This is a genomic window from Paenibacillus sp. FSL H3-0321 (assembly GCF_038002865.1).
Taxonomy (GTDB): Bacteria; Bacillota; Bacilli; order Paenibacillales; family Paenibacillaceae; genus Paenibacillus_AQ.
Genome location: NZ_JBBODH010000002.1, coordinates 1 through 22636, shown reverse-complemented (window position 1 = coordinate 22636; position 22636 = coordinate 1). Strand labels below are relative to the sequence as shown.

General features: G+C 48.7%; 25 protein-coding genes. 20 read left to right on the top strand and 5 right to left on the bottom strand.

The features are described 5' to 3' along the window. Window positions 1-91 precede the first annotated feature (91 nt). Entirely contained in the window at window positions 92-811 is a 720-nt protein-coding gene (locus MHI45_RS34815) for a YebC/PmpR family DNA-binding transcriptional regulator (RefSeq protein WP_076109339.1), read from the top strand. A 184-nt stretch (window positions 812-995) separates the two neighbouring features. Beyond that, window positions 996-1175 carry a hypothetical protein gene (locus MHI45_RS34810; protein ID WP_038591548.1) on the top strand — a complete coding sequence of 60 codons (180 nt, stop codon included), beginning with the start codon at window positions 996-998 and terminating at the stop codon, window positions 1173-1175. A gap of 88 nt (window positions 1176-1263) precedes the next feature. Here MHI45_RS34810 and MHI45_RS34805 read toward each other — a convergent pair whose 3' ends face one another. Next, window positions 1264-1833: a YdeI/OmpD-associated family protein gene (locus MHI45_RS34805; protein ID WP_076109340.1), complete on the bottom strand. Its 570-nt coding sequence runs from the start codon at window positions 1831-1833 to the stop codon at window positions 1264-1266. A 312-nt stretch (window positions 1834-2145) separates the two neighbouring features. On the opposite strand from MHI45_RS34805, the gene MHI45_RS34800 reads away from it, so the two are divergent. The 12 genes from MHI45_RS34800 (at window position 2146) to MHI45_RS34745 (ending at window position 13117) form a co-directional block, all read left to right on the top strand. Next, window positions 2146-2697, top strand: coding sequence for an FMN-binding protein (locus MHI45_RS34800; protein ID WP_076109341.1), 552 nt, complete (start codon window positions 2146-2148; stop codon window positions 2695-2697). A 219-nt stretch (window positions 2698-2916) separates the two neighbouring features. After that, on the top strand, window positions 2917-3351 hold the full coding sequence (locus MHI45_RS34795) for an NUDIX hydrolase (RefSeq protein ID WP_076109342.1): 435 nt from the start codon (window positions 2917-2919) through the stop codon (window positions 3349-3351). Window positions 3352-3372: 21 nt separating this feature from the next. Beyond that, complete coding sequence (locus tag MHI45_RS34790) at window positions 3373-4539, top strand: purple acid phosphatase family protein (RefSeq protein ID WP_076109343.1); 1167 nt, start codon at window positions 3373-3375, stop codon at window positions 4537-4539. A gap of 84 nt (window positions 4540-4623) precedes the next feature. Next, entirely contained in the window at window positions 4624-5388 is a 765-nt protein-coding gene (locus MHI45_RS34785) for a TSUP family transporter (RefSeq protein WP_076109344.1), read from the top strand. 65 nt (window positions 5389-5453) lie between these two features. Further along, a complete protein-coding gene (locus tag MHI45_RS34780) occupies window positions 5454-6629 on the top strand; it encodes an alanyl-tRNA editing protein (protein ID WP_076109345.1) in 1176 nt (391 codons plus the stop codon). Window positions 6630-6874: 245 nt separating this feature from the next. Further along, complete coding sequence (locus MHI45_RS34775) at window positions 6875-7693, top strand: GNAT family N-acetyltransferase (RefSeq protein ID WP_076109346.1); 819 nt, start codon at window positions 6875-6877, stop codon at window positions 7691-7693. 99 nt (window positions 7694-7792) lie between these two features. Beyond that, window positions 7793-8776 carry an aldo/keto reductase gene (locus tag MHI45_RS34770; RefSeq protein WP_076109347.1) on the top strand — a complete coding sequence of 328 codons (984 nt, stop codon included), beginning with the start codon at window positions 7793-7795 and terminating at the stop codon, window positions 8774-8776. 9 nt (window positions 8777-8785) lie between these two features. Then, the gene (locus MHI45_RS34765) at window positions 8786-10750 is read left to right on the top strand and encodes a GTP-binding protein (RefSeq protein ID WP_076109348.1); all 1965 of its coding nucleotides are present in this window, start codon (window positions 8786-8788) and stop codon (window positions 10748-10750) included. Window positions 10751-10852: 102 nt separating this feature from the next. Further along, window positions 10853-11254, top strand: a complete 402-nt coding sequence (locus MHI45_RS34760) for an NUDIX hydrolase (protein ID WP_076109349.1) — start codon at window positions 10853-10855, stop codon at window positions 11252-11254. A 173-nt stretch (window positions 11255-11427) separates the two neighbouring features. Beyond that, window positions 11428-11853: a DMT family transporter gene (locus tag MHI45_RS34755; RefSeq protein ID WP_038591582.1), complete on the top strand. Its 426-nt coding sequence runs from the start codon at window positions 11428-11430 to the stop codon at window positions 11851-11853. 20 nt (window positions 11854-11873) lie between these two features. After that, complete coding sequence (locus MHI45_RS34750) at window positions 11874-12572, top strand: Crp/Fnr family transcriptional regulator (RefSeq protein WP_076109350.1); 699 nt, start codon at window positions 11874-11876, stop codon at window positions 12570-12572. A 50-nt stretch (window positions 12573-12622) separates the two neighbouring features. Further along, window positions 12623-13117, top strand: coding sequence for a DMT family transporter (locus MHI45_RS34745; RefSeq protein ID WP_076109351.1), 495 nt, complete (start codon window positions 12623-12625; stop codon window positions 13115-13117). Between the two features lie 87 nt (window positions 13118-13204). On the opposite strand, the gene MHI45_RS34740 is transcribed toward MHI45_RS34745, so the two are convergent. Continuing rightward, window positions 13205-14239, bottom strand: a complete 1035-nt coding sequence (locus MHI45_RS34740; RefSeq protein ID WP_076109352.1) for an anthranilate phosphoribosyltransferase — start codon at window positions 14237-14239, stop codon at window positions 13205-13207. Window positions 14240-14251: 12 nt separating this feature from the next. Then, entirely contained in the window at window positions 14252-14848 is a 597-nt protein-coding gene (locus MHI45_RS34735; RefSeq protein ID WP_076109353.1) for an ANTAR domain-containing response regulator, read from the bottom strand. A gap of 332 nt (window positions 14849-15180) precedes the next feature. Here MHI45_RS34735 and nirB point away from each other — a divergent pair, with 332 nt between their 5' ends. The 5 genes from nirB (at window position 15181) to MHI45_RS34710 (ending at window position 20060) form a co-directional block, all read left to right on the top strand. Further along, window positions 15181-17610 carry a nitrite reductase large subunit NirB gene (nirB, locus tag MHI45_RS34730; RefSeq protein WP_076109354.1) on the top strand — a complete coding sequence of 810 codons (2430 nt, stop codon included), beginning with the start codon at window positions 15181-15183 and terminating at the stop codon, window positions 17608-17610. A gap of 19 nt (window positions 17611-17629) precedes the next feature. Further along, a complete protein-coding gene (nirD, locus tag MHI45_RS34725) occupies window positions 17630-17941 on the top strand; it encodes a nitrite reductase small subunit NirD (protein WP_076109413.1) in 312 nt (103 codons plus the stop codon). Window positions 17942-17970: 29 nt separating this feature from the next. Beyond that, the gene (locus tag MHI45_RS34720; protein ID WP_076109355.1) at window positions 17971-18843 is read left to right on the top strand and encodes a formate/nitrite transporter family protein; all 873 of its coding nucleotides are present in this window, start codon (window positions 17971-17973) and stop codon (window positions 18841-18843) included. Next, entirely contained in the window at window positions 18840-19607 is a 768-nt protein-coding gene (gene cobA, locus MHI45_RS34715; RefSeq protein ID WP_076109356.1) for a uroporphyrinogen-III C-methyltransferase, read from the top strand. Before MHI45_RS34720 ends, cobA begins: the two co-directional genes overlap by 4 nt. A gap of 132 nt (window positions 19608-19739) precedes the next feature. Further along, window positions 19740-20060: an iron-sulfur cluster biosynthesis family protein gene (locus MHI45_RS34710; protein WP_076109357.1), complete on the top strand. Its 321-nt coding sequence runs from the start codon at window positions 19740-19742 to the stop codon at window positions 20058-20060. A 73-nt stretch (window positions 20061-20133) separates the two neighbouring features. Here the strand turns inward: MHI45_RS34710 and MHI45_RS34705 are convergent, their stop codons facing one another. After that, window positions 20134-21009 carry a LysR family transcriptional regulator gene (locus MHI45_RS34705; protein ID WP_076109358.1) on the bottom strand — a complete coding sequence of 292 codons (876 nt, stop codon included), beginning with the start codon at window positions 21007-21009 and terminating at the stop codon, window positions 20134-20136. A gap of 128 nt (window positions 21010-21137) precedes the next feature. Between MHI45_RS34705 and MHI45_RS34700 the strand changes: the two genes are divergently transcribed. Next, a complete protein-coding gene (locus MHI45_RS34700) occupies window positions 21138-21920 on the top strand; it encodes a SagB/ThcOx family dehydrogenase (RefSeq protein ID WP_076109359.1) in 783 nt (260 codons plus the stop codon). 350 nt (window positions 21921-22270) lie between these two features. Here MHI45_RS34700 and MHI45_RS34695 read toward each other — a convergent pair. Next, on the bottom strand, window positions 22271-22636 hold a 366-nt coding region (locus MHI45_RS34695; RefSeq protein ID WP_341159877.1), incomplete at its 5' end, for an SDR family oxidoreductase.

Genomic DNA, 22636 nt, shown 5'->3' with positions numbered 1-22636 from the left:
CAAATGGGCTGCCCTTTACGTGATCGTTCGATCAGAGGTATAATAGAAGTCGACTGTTTATAATTAATGTTGGAAAGTGAGCGGAAACTATATGGGTCGTAAATGGAATAATATTAAAGAAAAGAAAGCATCGAAAGATGCCAATACAAGTAAGGTCTACGCCAAGTTTGGGGTAGAGATTTATGTAGCCGCGAAGAAGGGCGAACCTGATCCGGAATCAAACCGGGCGTTGAAGGTTGTTCTGGAACGCGCCAAAACGTACAATGTGCCGAAAGCCATTATCGACCGTGCTTTGGAAAAAGCCAAAGGCAGCGGTGATGAGAATTATGTTGAACTTCGTTATGAAGGCTTCGGACCAAGCGGCTCAATGATCATTATTGATGCGCTCACGAATAATGTTAACCGTACAGCCCCTCTGGTGCGTTCCGCGTTCAGTAAGAATAACGGCAACATGGGTGTCAGTGGTTCGGTAACGTATATGTTCGATCAAACAGCCGTTATCGGTCTGGAAGGCAAATCTGCCGATGAAGTGATGGAAATGCTGATCGAAGCTGACCTGGATGTTCGCGATGTTCTGGAAGAGGACGAGGCTGTCATTGTATATGCCGCACCGGACCAGTTCCATGCGGTACAGGAAGTGTTCCGCAATGCAGGCATAACCGATTTCACCGTGGCAGAACTAACCATGCTTCCACAGAATTATGTCGCGCTTGACGAAGATGCCGAGGCTCAATTTGAGAAGCTGATTGATGCTCTGGAAGAACTGGATGATGTACAGCAGGTATATCATAATGTAGATTCCGAAGAATAGCAGCACTGATTTCATCCGAAAACGGCCAGCAGATGTTTTGTCTGCTCTGGCCGTTTTTTATATGAGACAGCAATCTTTATGTGGGGTTATTTTGTTAGGGGGCGCTGGAAAGAATAATCTGGCTGTGGAAATGCCAAAATAAGCTGGAACACTAATAAGTATCCAACTTAAAGGAGGCAACACAGTGCCGCATGAAACAACGCCGGATAAAAACCTGATCAATACGGTGGAAGAACTGGAGAATGCACCCGTCAACAGCCAGGAAGCCCAGCAAAGGGAGCAGAAAAAACTCGACAACCGCAAAGAGTCGCTCCGGGATGATAGGACGACTTATAAGAAAAATGAACAAAACACGTATAAGTGATCCTTCCACTTGAGTAGCACCAAGAAAAGTGGCAGAAGATATTCTGCCGCTTTTTTTGTCATTTATACACCATTTGATCTAGCGCCTCTTAATAATCCAGAAGGCGTCCATTATCATGCCATTGACCGTACATTTTATTTTCTTTAGTGTTTAATATGAATTTGTCTAATCTACTCTTAAATAATTCAGGCTGCTTAATATTACATTGTATCGTGTCGATCCGAACTCGTTGATAAAGAGCTGGAAGTGCCAAAAAATTCTCATGCACTTGCCTTTCCTCTTTAAGCCTTTGCTCAATAACCCTATCTATTATAAAAGAATCGTGGTCCATATCAGGAAGTACCTTTCTTCCTTCATCAGTCATTAACCCCAATTTTTCGAGGCGGCGGACACGTTCTTTATTCAATTCAGTCCAAGAACTTCTTTTGCTTCTAGGAGACAGTCTCTGCACCAGATCAGTTTCAGAAATTTTCTTTTTGACTCCATCAATCCATCCAAAACATAAAGATTCTTCGACCGCGTCCAAGTATAGCAGCCTATCTGGGGTTGGCGACATACTCACTACGACCCAACAATGTTTTTCAGTCTTACCATTTTCCTGTAGCCAAACCCTTAACGCTTCTCTCGATATTGCTGTAATTAGATTTTTAATTTCCATAGATGAAAAATATTCTCCTTTCCTAGTATTCATACCTCTCCATCATAGCAAAGGCGGCTTATTTTTCGTATTAGTTTGCGGTCATGCTACAAAAAAATTTACAAGCAGTAGAAAGGTGGATTTTTCTGTTCTCAGAAATAGCGACCTTACAGTGATCATCTAAACAATCTTACAGTCTTCCGGGCTTCGGTTAAAGACGTACATCATTCCATGTATTTACATTTTATTAGTAACATTTGTAACTGACTTGATGGGCGAAAATTGATAAATATAGATTGTAAGCGTTTTTATAACATGACTGGGGGAATGGTTGTGAAAAAGGTAACAAAGTTATTGCTGGTAGCCGGTATTTCATTGGCAGTTGTAGGAGTAGGCAACAGCAACGTGCTGAATGATGTGTCTTCAGCCGCCAGTGCACCGCTCAAGGTAGGCCGGGTAGAAGCGGCAGCACATGGCACGAAATGCTTCACCGTAGCTGTTGCCGTTGTTCAAAACGGTGTAATCGTGGCTGCCTCGCTGGATGATTATCAATTCCTGAGCACAGATGTGGCCAAGGGAGTTCCTAACTCCGATGCCGATTTCGGACAAAATTATAAAGACCCTGCAATGGTTCTGGCCTCCAAGAAGGCCAATAACAAATATTACAGTGATCATATGAAAGAAGAAGCCAAATCCACAGTTGCTTATGACAAAAACTTAGCTGCTGTTGAGAAATTTGCGACAGGCAAGACGATTAAATCGCTTGAAGCCACGCTCGCCAAGAAGAGCAAAGAAGAAATGGTGGATGCCGTCAGCGGGGCTACGCTGGTGGATACCAAGGGTTACTTAACGGCTATTTTGAACGCAGCCAAAGCTGCCAAATAACACATTCGCTTCGATAGATGAATACTAGACTCCTTCACGGCTGCTGCTGTGAAGGAGTTTTTAATTCTAGGTAAAGAACACAGCCCTTATCAACTGCCAAGCCGTATCTAAGTTATAGATGAAGTAGATAAGTGGGATTATTTATGCTATATTTTTCACATGGCTTTTAACAAACGTATGTTCCTATAATATAACTAAAGAGAGAAGGTGCACCTTAGAATGTCTGAATTCCGCCTCTTAAGTGTTGTCCATGTTTTTATGATTAGAAACCAGCAGCTGCTGCTCCTCAGGCGCTTCAATACGGGACATGATGATGGATATTACGCGCTCCCGGCGGGACGTCTGGAACGTGGTGAAGGGGTAATGACCGCCGCAATTCGTGAGGTTCAGGAAGAATGCGGCGCTGTAATTGCTCACGGGGATTTAGAAATGACCGGAGTAATGCATATTAAAACTTCCAATGACGAACGGGTTGATTTTTTCTTTATCGCCAAGCAGTGGTCAGGTGAAATTAGCAACGCTGAACCCCACAAATGTGATGATCTTCGCTGGTTTCCATTAGACCGGCTGCCAGCTAATCTTCTGCCTGTTGCCGGTCAGGCGCTGGACCAATACAGGCAGGGAGTATGGTTTTCGGAACATGGGTGGAAGTAGAGATGAGAGAGGAGTGAATTAATGCTGACTATGATAAAGGGGCCTTATTTGCAGTGGCCGACCGAAGAGTCTATGACCTTCATGTGGGAAACCTCTAAGCCTGCAACATCCAGAGTGGAAGTGATGAGGGCGGAACGTATACATAGCGGTTATCAAGGAAACTACAAGCAGCCGGAACAGATCCTTGCCAGTGCTGAGAATTCAGGATATTCCCTAATCCATCAGCTTACTGTTAGCGGACTGGAGCCAGGAACGATTTATTTCTACAAGGTGTATTCTCAGAATGAGCAGGAGGCGGCAGAAGCAGGGCCATTTCCCTTTAAGACAGCTATGTTGCCAGGAGAGCCGTTTTCATTTACAGTAACCAGTGAAACCGGCGGCTACAGCGGTTTTGATATCACAGGCGGTGAGATCAACAACAGCATCTTTGCACAGATGAAAAAGTACCGTCCAGACTTCAGCCTGTTTATCGGTGACATTGTTAACGATAGAACAAATTATGCCGATTGGGATCAGTATTTTTTCAGTCCCGGAAAAGAGCTGCTGCAAGACACCCCCAGCTTTAGCTGCTTGGGCAATCATGAGAACGGAGGCTCATGGTATTATGATTTTTTTGCTTTTACCGCTCCGAAGAATTATTACTCCTTTGATTATGGAGATGCTCATTTTATTGCTCTGGACAGCACGGATTTCATAAACAATGATACTTATCCTGCTAGCTCGGGAAAATTTCAGGCAGGAAATGCGCAATATGATTTTCTGGTTCAGGATCTGCAAAACACTTCGGCCAAATGGAAAATTGTCTACTTTCACTATTCTCCTTATGTGTCCGGCGGGTATCAGGTTGAAGCACTGCGGGCGCTTTGTCCATTGCTGGAGCAGCATAGTGTGGATCTTGTACTCAGTTCCCATACGATTGTGTATGAACGTAGTTATCCGCTGCGCTCCGGCAGGCTGGATTTCAAGGACGGGATCGTATATGTCGTAGCTGGGGGAGCCGGTGCAATGCCAGAGTGGCTGCTGCCCAAGCGGGAATGGTTCACTTCACAATCGCTGGCAGTGCCGCATTTTCTGCAAGTAGCAGTAACTCCACAACAATTGGAAATTCGCGCGATCGATCATCAAGGAGCGCTATTCGATAAATTTAGTATTTTCAAGGATATGGATGGAGCGAAGAAGTATATCTGAGGCTGACAAAAGTATGCGGAGCTAAGGAAATAAGCGGTTGACTCATTAGATAGCTGAAATACATAGCAGGAGGATTTGCGCAGTATGGAGCATGCAAGCATAAGTATGATAGCTATTCTGGTCATTTGCGGATTTCTGGCCGGACTGATTGATTCTGTAGTTGGAGGCGGCGGGCTGATTGCAATTCCGGCGCTGCTGTCTGCAGGGATTCCATTACCCTTACTGCTCGGGAGCAACAAATTAGCCGGGACGTTGTGCTCCTTCACAAGTACCGCCTCCTTTATGCGTTCGGGGAAGATCAACTTTCAACTGGTCAAAGTACTCATTCCTTTTTCCATCATCGGTGCAGTGGCAGGTTCACTTACAGTCAGGCAGGTGCCCTCGGAGTTTCTGAAGCCGCTGGTTATTGTCATGCTGGTCGTGATCACAATTTATACGTTGTTCAAAAAAGCTTGGGGAGATGTATCCACATTCGCCGGCAGCAGCAAAAAATCACGTCTAATCGGTATTGCAGTCGCTCTGCTTATCGGTTTCTATGACGGATTTTTTGGTCCGGGAACCGGTTCTTTTCTGATCTTTGCCTTCTTGATGATGGGATTCGAGTTCGTGACAGCCGCAGGAAATGCTAAAGTGCTCAATTTCGCCAGCAATATTTCAAGCTTATTGACCTTTGTAGCGTTAGGCTCGGTCAGTTATTCCTACGGACTGATTATGGGAATCCCGATGGTGATCGGGGCTATTGTCGGGTCCAGAATTGCCATCCGCAAAGGTGCCGCATATATCCGTCCGTTATTTATTGCGGTGACGGTCATCTTGATCAGCAAGCAAATCTGGGATACGATGCATTAACAAGAAGAAATGGCGGAGACAGTTCTTCGATACAATCGGAGACGGAAATGGAGTGGGACACAGTTATGACTAATAAGCTTTACTACGAATCTGCCTATTTGAAGGAATGGCAAACCAAAATCAGCCGTGCGGTTGAAAAAGAAGATGGCTTGTATTTAATTTTGGAAGAAACGGCCTTTTATCCTCACGGTGGAGGGCAGCCCTGTGATACGGGGTTTATCAATGAACTTCCAGTCCTTGATGTTATTCTGGAGGATGATGAAGTACTGCACAAGGTAGAACGTTTGCCCGCAGACAACCAGCTCAGCTGCCGGATTGATTGGGACAAGCGGTTCGACCATATGCAGCAGCACAGTGGCCAACACCTGCTCTCAGCCGTATTCCTCGATCTCTGCAAGGCCCTGACATTAAGCTTTTACCTTGGCAGTGAATATGCCACGATCGACATTGAACTGCCGGAGCTGACTCCCGCTCAGCTGGCGCTTGTGGAACGGGAGGTCAACCGGCACATATACCTGAATCACAGCATTACAAGCTATTTCGTAAATGAAGCGGAATTGGCGCATCTGCCTCTTGTGAAGCAGCCCAAAGTGACGGAGAACATCCGGGTTGTCGAAATTGATAGTGTAGAATATAACGCCTGTGGAGGGACACATGTCTCTTCTACAGGAGCTATCGGCATGATCAAGCTGCTGAAAGCAGAGAAGCAGAAGGGCAATATCCGAATTACTTTCAAATGCGGAACCCGCGCACTGGAGGAATTTAATGAGAGTCTGCAAATTCTCAGCGTACTGTCCGCAAAATACAATACGGGCAAGGATGAAATCATTGACCGTATTGAGAAGTGGGAGCAGGAGCATAAGGATCTGCAGCTGGAGCTCAGGGCATTGAAGGACCAGAATGACAGCTTCACCGCCCGGGAGCTGTTATCAGCTCTGGAACCGGAATGTCATCTGGTTTCGCAAGTGTTTGAGCACAGATCACTCAAGGATTTGCAGAGTCTGGCACTTAAGCTGACTGCACAGACGGAGCTTCCGGTCTTGCTGCTCTCAGCAGAAGAGAATAAAGTGGTACTCGCCCACAGCGGCAGCTCCGAAATTTCCTGTGGAGCCTTCTTCAAAACCAGCCTGGCAGAATTCCAGGGTAAAGGCGGGGGCAGTGATAAAATGGCTCAGGCCGGTTTTCCGGCATGGGAGAATGCACTTGCTTTTTATGAATTTGCCAAAAAAGAATTTATCTAGACGAGATCCCCTGATGCCATAGATTCACGAAGCCGTACTTCGGATCACTGAAACAGAAGTATTTCTCAAAAATAAAGCATCTTTATAAAAAATGGCCGTATCGCTAAAAAGCGAAAACGGCCATTTGGCGTTGAGGGTTGCTTAAGGGTTGTATAATAACTGCCCCTTTATAATCGCAATAGAGCTTGTATAATCTAAAATGTATATCTGATTATATTTCCATGTCGGACTTCAGGAGAACTGGGATGAAAGAGCTGAACTATGAAGAGTATGAAATACTCGAATCTTTGTTTAACCAGAAAAAGCAGCATATTCCGGCGCTATCTGTGCTGCGGGGAAGTTATCCGGGGCGGGTATTTACAGATGTGACGGAGAGGCCGACTCTTGCAATAGTGTGGGCGACCGGCAGATGGATGTATGCCGCAGGCGACATCAACCCGGAGCAGAATAAAGAGGCAGTGAAGCTGTTTTTGCAGGATGTGGTACTTCCCGATTGCAAAGCTCAGAACCGCAGCTGGTTTGAAATTTATACGGACGATTCCAGGGAGTGGGAGACGTTGTTTCTGGGCGGAATGGACAAATTGAACAAATGGAACGTGGATAAACATCTCGAGTCAGTGTATGTGTTCCATCCTGAGCAATTTAATCGGAGACAACAATACGCGAAACCGGATATAACTAGTAACCTGCGGATCGAACTCTCTGAGTATCCTATTTTGCCTGATGCTTATCATCACCTGCCTTATGTACATACAAAGTTTGCGGAGCAGAGAACCTGCGGTGCGGCGGTAAAGCTTGGAGAACGTACCCTTTCGATCTGCAAAAATAACGGGTTCACAGCCGGGCGTGAATATTTTATTGACGTGGATACTTTCGAAGCAGCCGAGCGGAACAAGGGCTATGCAGAACAAGCTGCAACTGCTTTAATCGACTATTATCTGATAAGAGGGATGATTCCACTTTGGGAAACCACGCATGACAACCACCCTTCTCACAGACTAGCTTCTAAACTGGGATTTGCCCCTGTTGAGCAATACCCGGTATTTTCTTTTGTGAGACGGTAAGGTGCTACTTGTGTCTTGCACAGCGGACCGTTCATAATAGAAATGGATGGTTTGCTGTGCAAGTGTCGTTAACAATCTAATATTCCGGGAGGATATCATATGAATTACCGTAAGCTTGGAAATACAGGACTGTCAATCAGCGAAGTCAGCTTTGGCACTTGGGCCATTGGCGGCGACTGGGGAACTAGCCGGGATGAGGACGGACTGAAGGGTCTGGCGCTGGCTATTGAGCAAGGCGTGAATTTCTTCGACACCGCTGATGTATACGGTTCCGGTCATGCCGAAGAGCTGCTTGCCAAAGCCACCAAAGGCAAAGAAGATCAAATACATATTGCCACGAAATTTTGCCGTGCCGGTGACATTCATGATCCTGAGAATTATTCAGTACGGAGAGTAAGCGAATACGCGGAACAAAGCCTGCGCCGCCTACAGCGTGAAGCCATTGACCTGTATCAGATTCATTGTCCGCCAATTGAGATTTTGCGTGACGGTAGTGTATTTGCTGTTTTGGATCAATTAAAAGCAGAGGGTAAAATCCGCCATTACGGAGTCAGCGTGGAAACGATTGAAGAGGGACTTCTATGTCTCGAGTATCCTGGCGTGCAAGCGCTTCAGGTTATCTTCAATCTGTTCCGCCAGCAGCCAGAACTGGAACTGCTGCCGCGTGCCGAAGCGCAAGGTGCGGGAATACTGGTGCGGCTGCCGCTTGCCAGCGGTCTGCTCACAGGGAAGTTCAAGGAGGACAGCACCTTCCAGCCTGACGATCACCGCAGCTTCAATGCCAACGGCGAGCAGTTTAATGTGGGGGAGACCTTTGCCGGTCTGCCTTTTGTCAAAGGTGTAGAGCTGGCCCGTAAGCTGGATTGGATCAGCGAAGGCCGGGGGAACATGGCAAGAGCAGCGATGCGCTGGATTCTGGATCATCCTGCCGTCAGCTGCATCATTCCAGGATTTAAAAATGAAGCGCAGGTAGCCGATAACCTCGCGTCACGCGAAGTTCCTTCCTTTACGGCAGAAGAGATGCAGCGGTTAAGCCAGTTTTACAGCAACGATGTCGCTCCTCACATCCGTGGGGGTGTATAAGCCGACTCTATGACAAGGAACACAACCATCGGTCTGCTTGCCCATGTTGATGCCGGGAAAACGACCTTCGCCGAGCAGCTGCTCTATCATACGGAGGCCATCCGCAGCCGGGGCAGAGTGGATCATAAAGATACGTTTTTAGATACGCATGAGATTGAAAAAGCGCGTGGAATCACGGTGTTTGCCGACCAGGCGGAATTCAGTATTGGAGATTCGCGCTACTTTCTGCTGGACACGCCCGGGCATGTCGATTTCTCGCCGGAGATGGAGCGCGCGCTGCAGATTCTCGACTACGCGGTAGTCATTGTAAGTGCTGTTGAAGGTGTGGAAGGCCACACAGAGACCGTATGGCAGCTGCTGCGCCGGCATGGAATTCCGACCTTTTTCTTCATCAATAAAACCGACCGGGCCGGCGCTGACCCGCAGCGTGTATTGAAAGAAATCCGCCTACAGCTCAGCAGGGATGCCTTCATGCTGCCGGACCTTCAGGAAACCGGAGTAGACGAAGAACTCAAGTCATTTATGGCCGAACGCGATGATCAGCTGTTTGAGGCTTATCTGGACGGAAGTCTAAACGATTCTGCCTGGCTCGAAGCGCTCATCGCTTTAGTCCTTCACGGCAAAATCTTTCCGTGTATGTCTGGTTCCGCCTTGCTGGATGAGGGCATCGACAGCTTTCTCCGCAACCTGGATGCTTTGGTACATACTGAATATGATTACCAGCAGCCTTTTTCAGGAAGAGTATATAAGATACGCCATGATGATAAGGGAACACGGATCACTTACATTAAAGCACTGCAAGGCGTGCTTAAATCAAGAGAGGAGCTGGCTTACGGTCCTGCTCAGGAACGGATAGCGGAACGGATTACCGGTATCCGCAAAATTTACGGGGCTAAGACAACAGCAGCAGAATGGGGCGCTGCGGGAGAGCTGTTTGCGGTCACGGGATTAACAGCCGCTAAGCCTGGAGAAGGCGTCGGGTTGCTGCAGGCTCACCTCAGCAGCGGGCTTGTCCCGACATTGAAATCAAAGGTGCGGTTTGAACCGCCTGTGCATCTTAAGGAAGTGCATACTGCCTTCCAGCAGCTGGGTGCGGAAGACCCGTCGCTGAATGTGAGCTGGGATGAGGAATTGCAGGAACTGCATATTCAGGTAATGGGGCAAATTCAGTTGGAGATTCTGGAGCAGATTATGCGCGAACGCTTCAGTATCCCGGTGACATTTGGCGATCCGGAGATTCTGTATATGGAGACGATCCAGAACACAGTGTACGGTTGCGGCCATTTTGAACCGCTCGGCCATTACGCCGAGGTGCATCTGAAGCTTGAGCCCGGCGCGCGCGGCAGCGGTATCTCTGTTCAGAATGAGTGCCACCCCGACGATTTAGCTGCCGGCTACCAGCACCAGATTGAGCAATATTTGCTGGAAAGCCGGCATCGTGGCCTGCTTACCGGCTCACCGCTGACGGATCTGCGTATCACCTTGCTAAGTGGAAGAGCGCATAATAAGCACACCCACGGCGGGGATTTCCGGGAAGCCGCATTCCGGGCTTTGCGTCAAGGACTGGAGCAGGCGGAGAATATTTTGCTGGAGCCGGTGTATGCGCTCAAGATCAGGATAAATATCGATCATGTGGGCAAAGTAATGGCGGATATCCAGCAGGCTAGCGGGAGCTTTGCCGCACCCGAGATGACGGATCAAGTGGCAGTCGTCACGGGTACGGTGCCTGTCGCCACCTTTATGAACTATTCCGTCAGACTGGCCTCAATGACGCAGGGCAAAGGCTCATTGTCGCTAAGGGTTGCCGGTTATCAGGATTGCCATGAACCGGAAACCGTTATCCTAAATAAACAATACAATAAAAATGCCGATCCGGCTTACACCTCCATTTCGATTTTTTGCGCGAAAGGGCAAGCTTTCTCCGTACCTTGGGATGAAGCGGAGGAACATATGCATGTGAAGAGGCAATGGTAAGAACCCTCTGGCAGATTGCAATGAGGACATATGTCCTTTCCGTAGCAAGAAATTTCGCTTTTAATTAAAAGAGCAAAGGCCAAGATTTTGAGGGGGATTTACATGACAGTAACGATAGACAAGATCGCTTGGATTTACATCGTGGAAGGTAAAGTATTGGCTGCCCGTTCCCACGGAAAGGATACCTATTATTTTCCCGGCGGGAAACGGGAACCGGGTGAAACCGACAATGAGACGTTAATCCGGGAGATCGAAGAGGAATTAACGGTCCGGCTTGTGCCGGACAGTATCCGGCCTTTTGGCACTTATGAAGCAGCGGCCCATGGCAAAGAGGAAGGCGTGCTTGTCCAGATGACCTGTCTCACCGCAGATTACACAGGGCAGCTTGCTCCGGCAGCGGAAATTGCAGAATTGGCATGGCTTAGCTATAAAGACAGGGAACATGTTTCCGCTGTCAGCCAGATCATTTTTGATCAATTAAATGAAATGAAGCTACTCTCCTAATATTTTCTTTTCCAGGCCCGTTTCAGCCAATGCCATGGCTTGAAACGGGCTTTCGATTTACTGTCCTGTCACCTCCAATTCAACTCTTTCCTCCACTTAGGACATATGTCCTTCACGGATAACGCCAGATGTCATTTAATTAAAGCAGAGATCACATAGAGGAGAGAGAAGCAATGAGAGGAATTATTTTTGCATTCTTGGCCGGGGCCTGCATTACGCTGCAAGGGGTAGCCAACGCCCGCATCAGCCAGGATATAGGCACGTGGCAGGCAGCAACGATCACCCAATTAACGGGCTTTATTATGGCTTTTATCATCCTGCTGTTCGTTAGAGACGGGAAGAAACAAGGCTTCAAGCTGGTCAAACCCTTGTATTTAACAGGAGGTGCATTCGCCGCTTTTGTTATTTTTAGCGAAGTGACCGCAATTCAGAATATCGGTGTTACCTTTACCATATCGGCACTACTGATCGCGCAGCTGCTCCTTACATTTCTGATAGATAGTAACGGATGGTTCGGTGTTGCGAAGCAGAAGATGCGGCTGCCGCAATTTATCGGAATCGGCATGATGATCTTGGGTGTGGTCATTCTTAAGTTCTAGCCTTGGAGGGAAAGCCGGCCATGAAGGAAATTCAAGACCAAGGTCTGCTGCAGACCTATTTGCAGAAACATCAGCTGGAGCAGATTCTCATTGAACCGCTGAGGGCGCAGCTGTCGCTGTACAGCTTTGCGCAGGGGGAAACGATTTGCTTCAAAGGAGATCCTTCCGAGTCGCTGTACGTGCTGGTTAAAGGTAAACTCAAGATTTATACGACGACGGCCGAGGGCAAGACGCTGATTATTTCCTTCAAGACACCGCTTGAGCTAATCGGGGATGTTGAATACATTCAGGGAACAGAATTGCTGAACACGGTTGAAGCCGTATCGCCGGTTCATATGATTTGCATACCGTACAGATGGCTGAAAAAATACGGGCAGAACCATCCGCCCTTGCTGCAATTTTTGCTGGAGATTATTACTCAGAAATTCTACAGAAAATCCGATTTCCTTAGCTTGAACCTGATGCACCCCGTTGAGGTACGGCTGGCGAGTTATCTTTTATCCATTACCTATGATGAATCCGATCCTCAATTTACGGGGCAGTTAAGCACGATTAATCTGGTGGATACGGCGAATTTTATTAGCACCAGCTACAGGCATTTGAACAGGGTAATCCAGAAGTTCTGCCAGCAGGGGCTGACCGAGCGCAGCAAAGGCTACATTCTGGTGAAGGACCGGGAAGGGCTTAGCAGGCTGGCACACCGTAATATTTACGAGTAAACCACACCATACTGATGAACATAAAGAAGACAAAAAAGGAGTAATAGATAATGATACTGGGACTACTACTGGCCATGTTTGCCGGGGCGCTTGTGAGCCTGCAGAACATATTCAACAGCAAAGTAAATGAACATACTGGATCATGGTCCACAACAACATTGGTACTGGGGATGGGCTTTATTGCTTCACTGGTAATGGGGCTGATCGTGGAAGGCAAAAATATGTTTACTCTTCAGCATATGCAGCCCTGGTACTGGATCAGCGGAATGATCGGTGTCGGTGTGGTCATCTGTCTGGTGCAGGCCACCAGGCTGCTTGGAGCGACATATGCGATTTCGATTGTACTGACGTCTCAGCTCGGCTTCGCCCTGTTGTGGGATTCACTGGGCTGGCTCGGTCTGGCCAAGGTTCCGTTCACATTGAATCAGCTCATAGGTGTTCTGGTGATTGTAGGCGGGATTCTGGTCTTCAAATTAGGAGGGGACCGCGAGCGGCAAAAGTCTGCCGAACCCCGCAAGCAGCGGCAAGCACTGCATACCGATTAATAGCGGTTATTCTTAGGCTTAGGTCTTTTTTGCAGCAAAAAGCGCGCACCGTATGGTTACGGTTACGCGCTTTTTTTTGTAACAGCTCTAGTAGAGTGCTTTACTGCCGAGCAGTGCGTTTTTCCACTTGCTGTAGACCATCCAGGCGTCTCCATTGTCCAGTAAATGCTTGCAAGTATACACGCCTTCTTCTATAGAATTGACCTTTCCGGCCACATGAAGCCGGGCAGCACCGTTCAACAGCGTCTGATTGTAGAAGGCCATATGCCCGCCTCCCTGAAGCACTGCTTCAGCCGTCAGCAGCTGCCGCTGGGGAGTCCAGTCCATTTCAGGCACTACGGTTTCAAGTCCCAGGGCATCAGGATCAATGATATCCAGCTGCGCTGTGCCGTTCGCTATGGAGTATACACGGTTCGGGCGGTCGATATAGAGATCCTCGGAGCCTTCCACTCCTTGAACAACCAGCCCTTTTTGATAGCCGAGCTTCACAACCAGCCTGGAAATCCGGTCGAACACAGTATTATGATAGATCCCGAATACGATGTAAGGAGAACAAGAATAGTCGATCAATTTCTCGGCAGTATTCAGGATCGTTCTCATGCCAATGTCTTCCCGGAGGCCGCGAATAGCTCCAAGCGGAGGGCACCACTGCTCAGCCTTGGCGAAGAGGACGCCGCTTTCTTCTGCAGCTTCGATCGCGTCTGTCCGGGACAGCCTGGCAATCTCAATACCGGAGGCTTGAATAATGTCCTGCAGCGTAACCCCCCACTTGGGCGGCAAGGAAGGGGAACCATGCAGTGTCACCGGCACTCCCGCAGCAGACAGCAAGAAGGCGGTAGGGAAGGTGGCGACAAAAGAATTCGTTCTGCCGTCATAAGGCCCGGCACAATCGAGGCCCTGCTGAACCGGCTCCCGGTGGGCAGCCTTGCGGCAGACCGTTACGAAGGCTTCCAGCTCCTCGATGCTTTCCAGCTTGATGCGCTCCGCAATTAGAAAGGCGCCAATCTGCACGGGAGAGGCCGTCTGGCCCAGAATGGATTCCGCAGCATAATAAGCTTCATCATAGCTTAAATCCCGGGCACCCCGTTTGCCTCTGGCAACTTCTTTTAGAATATTGATCATATGGGATTCTCCTTAAGTTTGATCCTGCAGCAGCTGATATACTTTAACAATCGACGTGGCGACATCAACCATACGCTTGCGTTCATTCATCGCCTGCTTGCGAAGAAGGTCATAGGCTTCGGATTCACTGATGTTCTTCGCTTTGGAGAGAATGCCTTTAGCCATATCAATCCATTTGCGCTCTTCGATCCGGGACAGCAACTGCTCCCGCTCCTTCAGCCATTGATGGCGTTCGAAGCACTGCTTGGCGCTGAAATGAAGAATCCAGTGAATCTCCTGCGGGTGCATAAAGGGGGATAATATCCCGTCGACCCTAATATTGTCTTCACAAGCCGAGACAGATAATGTCGCGGTCAGGGAGGTGCACCACCAGACCATTGGCGCAATTTTGTGCTGGATCAGCGGGGTGCTCCACTCATTGATTTCGGTGATAGGCAGATGAAGAATGGAGGCATCGGCATCGCTGATCAGGGCCAAGGCCTGTTCCGGAGTATCAGCTACCTCGACCACATAACCGCAGGAGCGAAGAATGACGTCCGGGCTCCGGGACGAGAGCGTTTCTGTATCGTTCTCTGTTGTACCATTATGAATGACGAGCAGGGAATGCATAGTTTGACGCTCCTTTTACATCGTAATGATCGACGTCATAGATCTACTCTTGAACGTACTTATATAAGTTATAATGTTATATTATATAACACATATTTAGCGATGTTGTCGATAAATTAAATATATAAAAATTTATATGTCATAATTGTTGACGTATTACGAATTCATGTAGTATAGTCATTTTAACAAATTCATCAAATCTACGAATACAACGTTGTATTCGGTCGAAGCGGCAATGGCGCCTGCTCTCACATCTGTTACCTGGAAACGTAAGTTTCCGGCCGGAGTGAAGCGGGCTATTTCTGTTGTCTACATGGAGAGGAGAGAGACATATGTCAGCAATACGCAAAAAACTGATACTGGTCGGAAACGGGATGGCGGGGGTAAGGGCGATCGAACATTTGCTCAAATTGGCTCCTGAGGCTTACGAGATTACGATTTTTGGTTCCGAGCCGCATCCGAACTATAACCGGATTATGTTATCTTCTGTCCTCGCAGGCGGAGCCAGTATGGATGAGATTATTATCAATGACCTTGAATGGTACCGCAGTTTCAATATTACGCTGTATACGGGCCACACTGTCACTTCCATAGATACTGTGGAGCGTAAAGTATATACGGATAAAGGGATCGAAGCCCGCTATGATGAGCTGATTCTGGCCACCGGCTCTAACCCGTTCATGTTGCCGCTGCCCGGAGCAGAGAAGGAAGGGGTCATCGCATTCCGCGATATTAAGGACACCCGGATTATGCAGGAAACTTCGCAAAAGTATAAAAAAGCGCTGGTCATCGGCGGCGGACTGCTTGGTCTGGAGGCGGCAAGAGGACTGCTGCACCTGGGGATGGAGGTTTCGGTTGTACACATCCATGATTATATTATGGAACGCCAACTGGATGAAGCGGCTTCGGTGATGCTCCGCAAAGAGCTGGAAGAACAGGGCATGAAGTTCCTGCTGAAGAAGCAGTCAGAGGCGATTCTCGGTAAAAAAAGAGTTAAAGGTCTGCTGTTCACTGATGGTGAAGTGGCCGAAACCGATCTGATCGTGATGGCAGTCGGCATCAAGCCGAATATTGAGCTGGCACGCAAGAGCTCTATTAAGATTAACCGCGGCATCATTGTGAATGATTATCTGGAAACCAACATTCCCGGAATCTATGCGGTCGGAGAATGTGCAGAGCACCGGGGTATTGCTTACGGACTCGTAGCTCCGTTATATGAGCAGGGGGCTGTGCTCGCCAAGAGACTGGCGGGTGTTCCGACTGAAGGCTACACAGGCTCTATTACCTCGACCAAGCTGAAAGTATCCGGGGTCGATGTATTCTCCGCAGGCCAGTTCACGGAGCAGCCGGGGTCAAGAGCTTTACGCTATCAGGATGAGATCGACGGAGTCTATAAAAAGCTGGTCATTCAGGACGACAAGCTGATCGGTGCCGTCTTGTTCGGCGATACGAATGACGGGGCACAGCTATTCTCCATGATTAAGAAAAGCGAGAATATTAAGGGGAAGGAAAAAGAACTGCTGCTTGGGATTTCCGGCGATGCCCTTGCCTCGCCCAAAGGGAACCGGCTGGAGGGCATGGCTGATGACGAGATCATCTGCGGCTGCAACGGTGTGTCCAAAGGGGCGATAGCCGAGGCTATTCAATCCGGGGGCTGCACCAGCGTAGGCCAGATCAAAGCCTGCACGAAAGCTTCCGCCTCTTGCGGCGGCTGCAAACCGCTGGTAGAGGGGCTGCTGCAGCTCTATGCCGGTGATCATGTGGTCACAGTCAAGGAAGGCATCTGCGGCTGCACTACGCTTGGACGCGACGAAATTGTCGCCGAGATCAAGCGGATGGAACTGAAGACAGTCAAGGAAGTCATCAATGTACTGGATTGGAGTAATGAAGAGGGCTGTGCCAAATGCCGTCCTTCATTGAATTACTATTTGGGGATGCTCTGGCCTGAAGAATATGTGGATGAGAAGGAATCCCGGTACACGAATGAACGCTACCACGCCAATATCCAGAAAGATGGCACTTACTCGGTGGTACCGCGAATTTACGGAGGTGTGACCTCACCGGCTGAGCTGATCAAGATTGCAGAGGTTGCCGCGAAGTTCGAGGTTCCACTGGTGAAGTTCACCGGCGGGCAAAGACTTGATTTGCTCGGCGTCAAGAAGGAGGATCTGCCGAAGATGTGGGAAGAGCTGGATATGGCTTCCGGGCATGCCTACGGCAAGACACTCCGGACGGTCAAAACCTGTGTCGGCTCCACCTATTGCCGGTTCGGTACGCAAGATGCTCTTGGTATGGGCATTCGCTTAGAGAAAGCTTTCGAACGGCTGAATACGCCGGGTAAGGTGAAGCTTGCGGTCTCCGGCTGTCCGCGAAACTGTGCGGAAGCGACGATTAAGGATTTCGGCGTTGTCGCCATTGATGGCGGCTGGGAGCTGCATATCGGGGGCAACGGCGGTGTACATGTACGGGCAACAGATCTCCTCTGCGTAGTGAAGACCGATGATGAAGTGCTGGAGTGGGCCAGTGCATTTCTGCAATATTACCGGGAGAATGCCGGCTGGAACGAACGGACAGCCCAGTGGGTCGAACGTGTGGGTCTAGACAGCATTAAGCAGGCCTTAGAGCTTAAGGAAGAACGGCTGGCGCTGCAGGAAAGAATTCAGAAGACGCTCAGTCTCACCACCGATCCGTGGAAACAAATTGTTAATGAGCCGGAGCTGCGCAAAAATTTCGAAGAACTCTCACAACCCGAGACGGTATAAGGAGGCCACTGCTATGACTATGACCAAAATGCTTGTTGGTAATTTGACGGATATCGACATCAGAGGCTCGCGCAAGTTCAAGGTGGGAGACAAGGAGATAGCCTTGTTCCGTCTCTCCGGTGGTGAGGTGCTGGCTGTTGAGAATAAATGTCCGCACAAAGGCGGCGTCTTATCGGAAGGTATGGTTTGCGGTTCAAAGGTGCATTGTCCGCTCCACGACTGGCGGATTGACCTTCATAGCGGTGCGGTACAGGCACCCGATTCTGGTCATGTGACAACCTATGAGGTCGAGATAGATCCCGGCAGCGGGCATATCTATCTGACCATCTAGTACAGATAAAAATTACAGGGGGGATAATCATGGATTATGTGAAGCCTAGCGAAGTGTTGTCCTCAATGATCGAAGCCGGCAAGGCCAAAGCGGAGCTGAGCATCACGCAGCTTATTGTACGCGGCAGCCTCGGCGGAGCGATACTGGCGTGTGCGACTACCTTAGCTTTTACAGCAACAGCCCAAACTAAGATACCTATGATCGGAGCACTTTTATTCCCTGTAGGCTTTGTAATGATTATTCTGCTTGGACTGGAGCTCGTTACCGGCAGCTTTGCTTTGATTCCGCTGGCGGTGCTGGAGAAAAAGACGTCAACAGGCCGGATGCTGAACAATTTCTTCTGGGTAATTATCGGGCACTTAATCGGCTGTGCAGTATATGCAGCATTATATGGCCTCACCATTACAAAAATGGGGACCGATATGTCAAATCCGCTAATTCAGACGTTGATAACAACGAGTGAAGGCAAAACAACGGCCTATAAGAGTATGGGGGCAGAGGGGATGACGCTTGCCTTTATCAAGGCGATGCTCTGCAACTGGATGGTTACGCTCGGGGCAGTGATGGCAATGACCTCCAACTCCACAGCCGGAAAAATACTGGCGATGTGGTTGCCGATCCTAACGTTCTTCGGTCAAGGCTTTGAGCACACGGTGGTCAATATGTTCGTGATTCCTGCCGGAATGCTGCTAGGGGCAAAAGTCAGCTTTGGAGACTGGTGGATCTGGAACGGCATCCCCGTTCTGCTCGGAAATTTTCTCGGCGGGGTGCTGTTTACGGGCCTGTTGTTCTATCTTTCGCAAAAAAGCTTTAAGCCCGGAGCTTCTTCCACAGCGGAGCAGCAGTCCGGACGGAGAAATGTCGTTATCTCAAGCACAGCGGTATTGGAGAAAAGCCTATGAAACAGGGGAGTATAAGTATTGTTGGAGCAGGACCGGGGGATCCGGAGCTGATTACAGTTAAAGCGCTGCGGCGCATTCAGACTGCGGATGTTATTCTCTATGACCGGCTGGTGAATGAAGAATTGCTCGCTTATGGCAGGAAGGAGGCACTGCGCATCTATTGCGGCAAAGCGCCGGGCCAGCATTCCATGCCGCAGGAAGGTATCGAAAGGCTGATGATAAAACATGCTTCCGCCGGCAGCCATGTTGTCCGCTTAAAGGGCGGTGATCCCTTCGTCTTCGGACGGGGCGGGGAAGAAGCGCTTGCCTCTGCTGCTGCGGGAATTCCCTACGAGGTCATTCCCGGCATTACTTCGGCCATCGGCGCAGCGGCTTCCGCTGGAATTCCATTGACTCATCGCGGTCTGGCCGCTTCATTTGCCATCGTAACCGGCAGCCGCTGTCACGATCATGCTGCTCCTGTCCGCTGGGATGCACTTGCTCACAGCGTGGACACCCTTGTCATTTACATGGGGGTAAGCCATTTGGGCGGGATCCGCGAACAGCTGCTGAAGCATGGGAAGGATGCTGCAACTCCTGTAGCGCTGATCGAGAATGGGACTACAGCCCGTGAGCGGACAGTGACCGGTACGCTTGGCAACATCGACAAGCTGGCCACAGCTATGAAGATCAGCAATCCGGCACTTATTATCATCGGTGAAGCGGTGAAAGTAAGGGAACAGCTGCTGGCTCTGGAGAATGCCGCACGTTCGCAAATTGGATAATCACACGAAATATAATTTTTAGGAACTGTCAATATGTAAGTGAGTGCAGTCACAGGCCCCGGTTGAATATAAAATCTATACTTATTCCATAATCTATTTAGGAGCAACCTGCTCTAAAGGAGAGTGGAGGATATGCAAATTCAACTGGATCCCTTAACTTCCGGACGACTTGAAGAAAGTCTTAATGATAAACCCGGATCCTTCAAATTGTTCTATGACACGGAAGATTGCGGCTGCAACGGTGTTTTGGTTTTGTTGATCGTAAATGAACCTAATACAACGGATATCGTCTTCCAGCAGCAACCGTTCGTCTTTCTCTGCGACCGCCAGCAGGAATCATTATTTGATGAAGTGATGACTCTGAAAGCCGACGAACATTATCCATCCTACAAGCTGACAAGTGATTCCACTTTATTCGGAAGCAATATCAGAGTGAGAGATGCCCGGCAATAAATTTGTCAGAAGACAAGAACATAGTCCTTTAAGAATCCGCGCTCTGCGCGGTTTTTCTATTTTTGAGACTCTCTCAGAGTCCAGCTGTTTCCACTTTCTTCATATAATTTTGACTGTGTACAATAAACTCTGCGGCCACTGGAGAAACGTACTGAAAGTCACGTACGGCAAGTACGACCTCGCGAGTTATGGCTGGTCGAAGGGGAACAGCCGTCACTTTTGGCAATACCTCCGGCATGAACAGTTCGGGCAGGATGGTGACTCCGACCCTTTCCTGAACCATGGAGAGGATTGTGGCCGGATCCCTCACCTCGAAGGTGACATTCGGTACATTACCATGCTCCTGTAACAGTTTTTGGATGCCGTAGTCTTTAACCATAATAAAGCATTTGCCCCTCAGTTGGTCGAAAGTGAGAAACGGTTCATCTTTCAGCGGACTATCGTTTGAAACAAACACCTTCATTTGATCCTGAAGCAAAGGAAACGTATGAAGCTCTTTGTCAGGTGTGGTGGTAAAGCCGACATCTATTACGGAGCCGGAGATCCAGCTGTGAATCTCTTCGTAGCTCCCCTCAAACAAGACAATATCAATCTGAGGAAACTGCTCCCGGAACGAACCGATTAAGCCGGGAAGCACCTTAGCGGATACACTGGGAATGACGCCGATGCGAAGTGTTCCCGCTTCCAATCCCAAGGAAGCAGAGGATTCCTCTCTCATGCATGATGTAATACGCAAAATTTCCCGGGCATGCTGAATCATCCGTTCACCGATGTAACTCGTGGAGATGCCGCGCCGGTTGCGGTGAAACAACAAGATTCCCAATTCCTTCTCCAGGCTGTTGATCATTTGCGATACCGCCGACTGCGTAAACCCCAATGCATCTGCCGCTCTGGTGAAATTTTTGTGCTCCGATACTGCAATTAGAACTTGTAGCTGCGTAAGTGTCATGTTTCCTCCTTTGACATTAGTAAATACTTATTAACTATATAATAAAGCATAATTTCACTAATGGTATACTGCGTCGTATACTCTACCTTGTGAGCAGTGAATCAACTGTAAAAAGGGAGGAATATTTCATGCATCCTGAGTGGAAGAGCATCTGTAATGATTTTATCCAGGCAACCTCTTACGCTGTCGGCGATTTGGAAAAAGGATGGGCGGCAAAGTACGACTTTTCGAAAGCTCCGCCTACGTATTTGCGGTATGAAGAGGCTATTGTGCATATCCCATTGGGAAATCCGGACTTTCCGGAAGCTCCAGCCCTGTGGGAACTGCTGAACAACCGCCGTACCAAGCGTAATTTCACCAATGTGCCACTTTCATTGAACGAATTAAACCTATTGCTCTGGGGAACACAGGGAATCACTGCAAATATGGAGGGGTATCAACTTCGGACAACGCCTTCCGCAGGAGCACTTTATCCGATTGAAACTTATCTGCTGGTGAATAACGTGGTAGGATTGGAAAAAGGACTGTATCACCTGGATGTGGAGCGATGGACCTTGGAAGGGTTAAAACTGGAGGACGTAGCACAGGTTGCCTATCTGTTTACAGAGGAGCAGGAGATGACCCGCCGGGCAGCCGTTAACTTTGTTTGGACTGCTATGGTTGGACGCACGGAAGACAAGTACAACGAACGGGCATATCGGTACATATGGTGGGATGCAGGCCATGTCTCACAGAATCTTCATATTGTCGGGAACGGGTTGGGGTTGGGGGTAGCCACCATAGGTCACTGGTTCGACAAAAACATGAACGAGTATCTGGGCATCGACGGGAGCAGTCATCTCTCTGTTCTGATGGCATCCGTCGGCAAAACAACGGGAAAAGGCTGGAAGCATGATAGACGGCCTACTTAAGTTGCGTAAGAGAAGGAGAAGAAGAGCGGAAAGTGTCCGGGATTCGCTTGTTTCGGGGTAACGATCTCTTACTGGGAATCCTTGGAGGCCATTAAAAATTGGAAAGCAAACGAAGCACATGGATTGGCACAGGAAAAAGGGAAAACGGATTGGTACGAAAATTACATCACAAGAATTTGTAAAGTAGAAAGAGAATATTCCTTAAATGAATTGTGAAAAGATCTTTTCCTAAATCTAAATCCTCGAGCGAATGCTGAGTGAGATGGAGTGAAACATCATCTGCATGCCAAAAAACCACCTGTCTCAGCATTTCAGCATAGGTGGGTTTTTGGCATGTTCATTCGCGATGTTTAATAAGCCGTCCAGCCGCCATCTGCTACGATGACGGTTCCGTTCACGAAACTAGATTCTTCGGAAGCAAGGAACAGCGCTACTTGAGCAATTTCTTCCGGTTTGCCGACCCGGGGGTTCAGGGCCAGTCCTGGCTGGGTACGCCCCATACCAAATTGACTAATGTTTGTCATTGTAGAACCAATATTAGTCTCAACTGCGCCTGGTGCAATAGCATTGCAGCGGATTCCCTGCTGGGCATACATGAAGCCGGTATTCTTGGTGAAACCCACAACGGCATGTTTAGAAGCGGTATAGGTAGCACCGGCCCGGGCACCGTTTAATCCACCGGCTGAGGCGACGTTGATGATTACCCCTTTTTGTTT

Coding starts and splice junctions, on each gene's coding strand:
- MHI45_RS34815 (WP_076109339.1), top strand. CDS start 92: ATGGGTCGTAAATGGAATAATATTAAAGAAAAGAAAGCATCGAAAGAT.
- MHI45_RS34805 (WP_076109340.1), bottom strand. CDS start 1,833: ATGGAAATTAAAAATCTAATTACAGCAATATCGAGAGAAGCGTTAAGG.
- MHI45_RS34795 (WP_076109342.1), top strand. CDS start 2,917: ATGTCTGAATTCCGCCTCTTAAGTGTTGTCCATGTTTTTATGATTAGA.
- MHI45_RS34790 (WP_076109343.1), top strand. CDS start 3,373: ATGCTGACTATGATAAAGGGGCCTTATTTGCAGTGGCCGACCGAAGAG.
- MHI45_RS34785 (WP_076109344.1), top strand. CDS start 4,624: ATGGAGCATGCAAGCATAAGTATGATAGCTATTCTGGTCATTTGCGGA.
- MHI45_RS34780 (WP_076109345.1), top strand. CDS start 5,454: ATGACTAATAAGCTTTACTACGAATCTGCCTATTTGAAGGAATGGCAA.
- MHI45_RS34775 (WP_076109346.1), top strand. CDS start 6,875: ATGAAAGAGCTGAACTATGAAGAGTATGAAATACTCGAATCTTTGTTT.
- MHI45_RS34770 (WP_076109347.1), top strand. CDS start 7,793: ATGAATTACCGTAAGCTTGGAAATACAGGACTGTCAATCAGCGAAGTC.
- MHI45_RS34765 (WP_076109348.1), top strand. CDS start 8,786: ATGACAAGGAACACAACCATCGGTCTGCTTGCCCATGTTGATGCCGGG.
- MHI45_RS34760 (WP_076109349.1), top strand. CDS start 10,853: ATGACAGTAACGATAGACAAGATCGCTTGGATTTACATCGTGGAAGGT.
- MHI45_RS34755 (WP_038591582.1), top strand. CDS start 11,428: ATGAGAGGAATTATTTTTGCATTCTTGGCCGGGGCCTGCATTACGCTG.
- MHI45_RS34750 (WP_076109350.1), top strand. CDS start 11,874: ATGAAGGAAATTCAAGACCAAGGTCTGCTGCAGACCTATTTGCAGAAA.
- MHI45_RS34745 (WP_076109351.1), top strand. CDS start 12,623: ATGATACTGGGACTACTACTGGCCATGTTTGCCGGGGCGCTTGTGAGC.
- MHI45_RS34740 (WP_076109352.1), bottom strand. CDS start 14,239: ATGATCAATATTCTAAAAGAAGTTGCCAGAGGCAAACGGGGTGCCCGG.
- MHI45_RS34735 (WP_076109353.1), bottom strand. CDS start 14,848: ATGCATTCCCTGCTCGTCATTCATAATGGTACAACAGAGAACGATACA.
- nirB (WP_076109354.1), top strand. CDS start 15,181: ATGTCAGCAATACGCAAAAAACTGATACTGGTCGGAAACGGGATGGCG.
- nirD (WP_076109413.1), top strand. CDS start 17,630: ATGACCAAAATGCTTGTTGGTAATTTGACGGATATCGACATCAGAGGC.
- MHI45_RS34720 (WP_076109355.1), top strand. CDS start 17,971: ATGGATTATGTGAAGCCTAGCGAAGTGTTGTCCTCAATGATCGAAGCC.
- cobA (WP_076109356.1), top strand. CDS start 18,840: ATGAAACAGGGGAGTATAAGTATTGTTGGAGCAGGACCGGGGGATCCG.
- MHI45_RS34710 (WP_076109357.1), top strand. CDS start 19,740: ATGCAAATTCAACTGGATCCCTTAACTTCCGGACGACTTGAAGAAAGT.
- MHI45_RS34705 (WP_076109358.1), bottom strand. CDS start 21,009: ATGACACTTACGCAGCTACAAGTTCTAATTGCAGTATCGGAGCACAAA.
- MHI45_RS34700 (WP_076109359.1), top strand. CDS start 21,138: ATGCATCCTGAGTGGAAGAGCATCTGTAATGATTTTATCCAGGCAACC.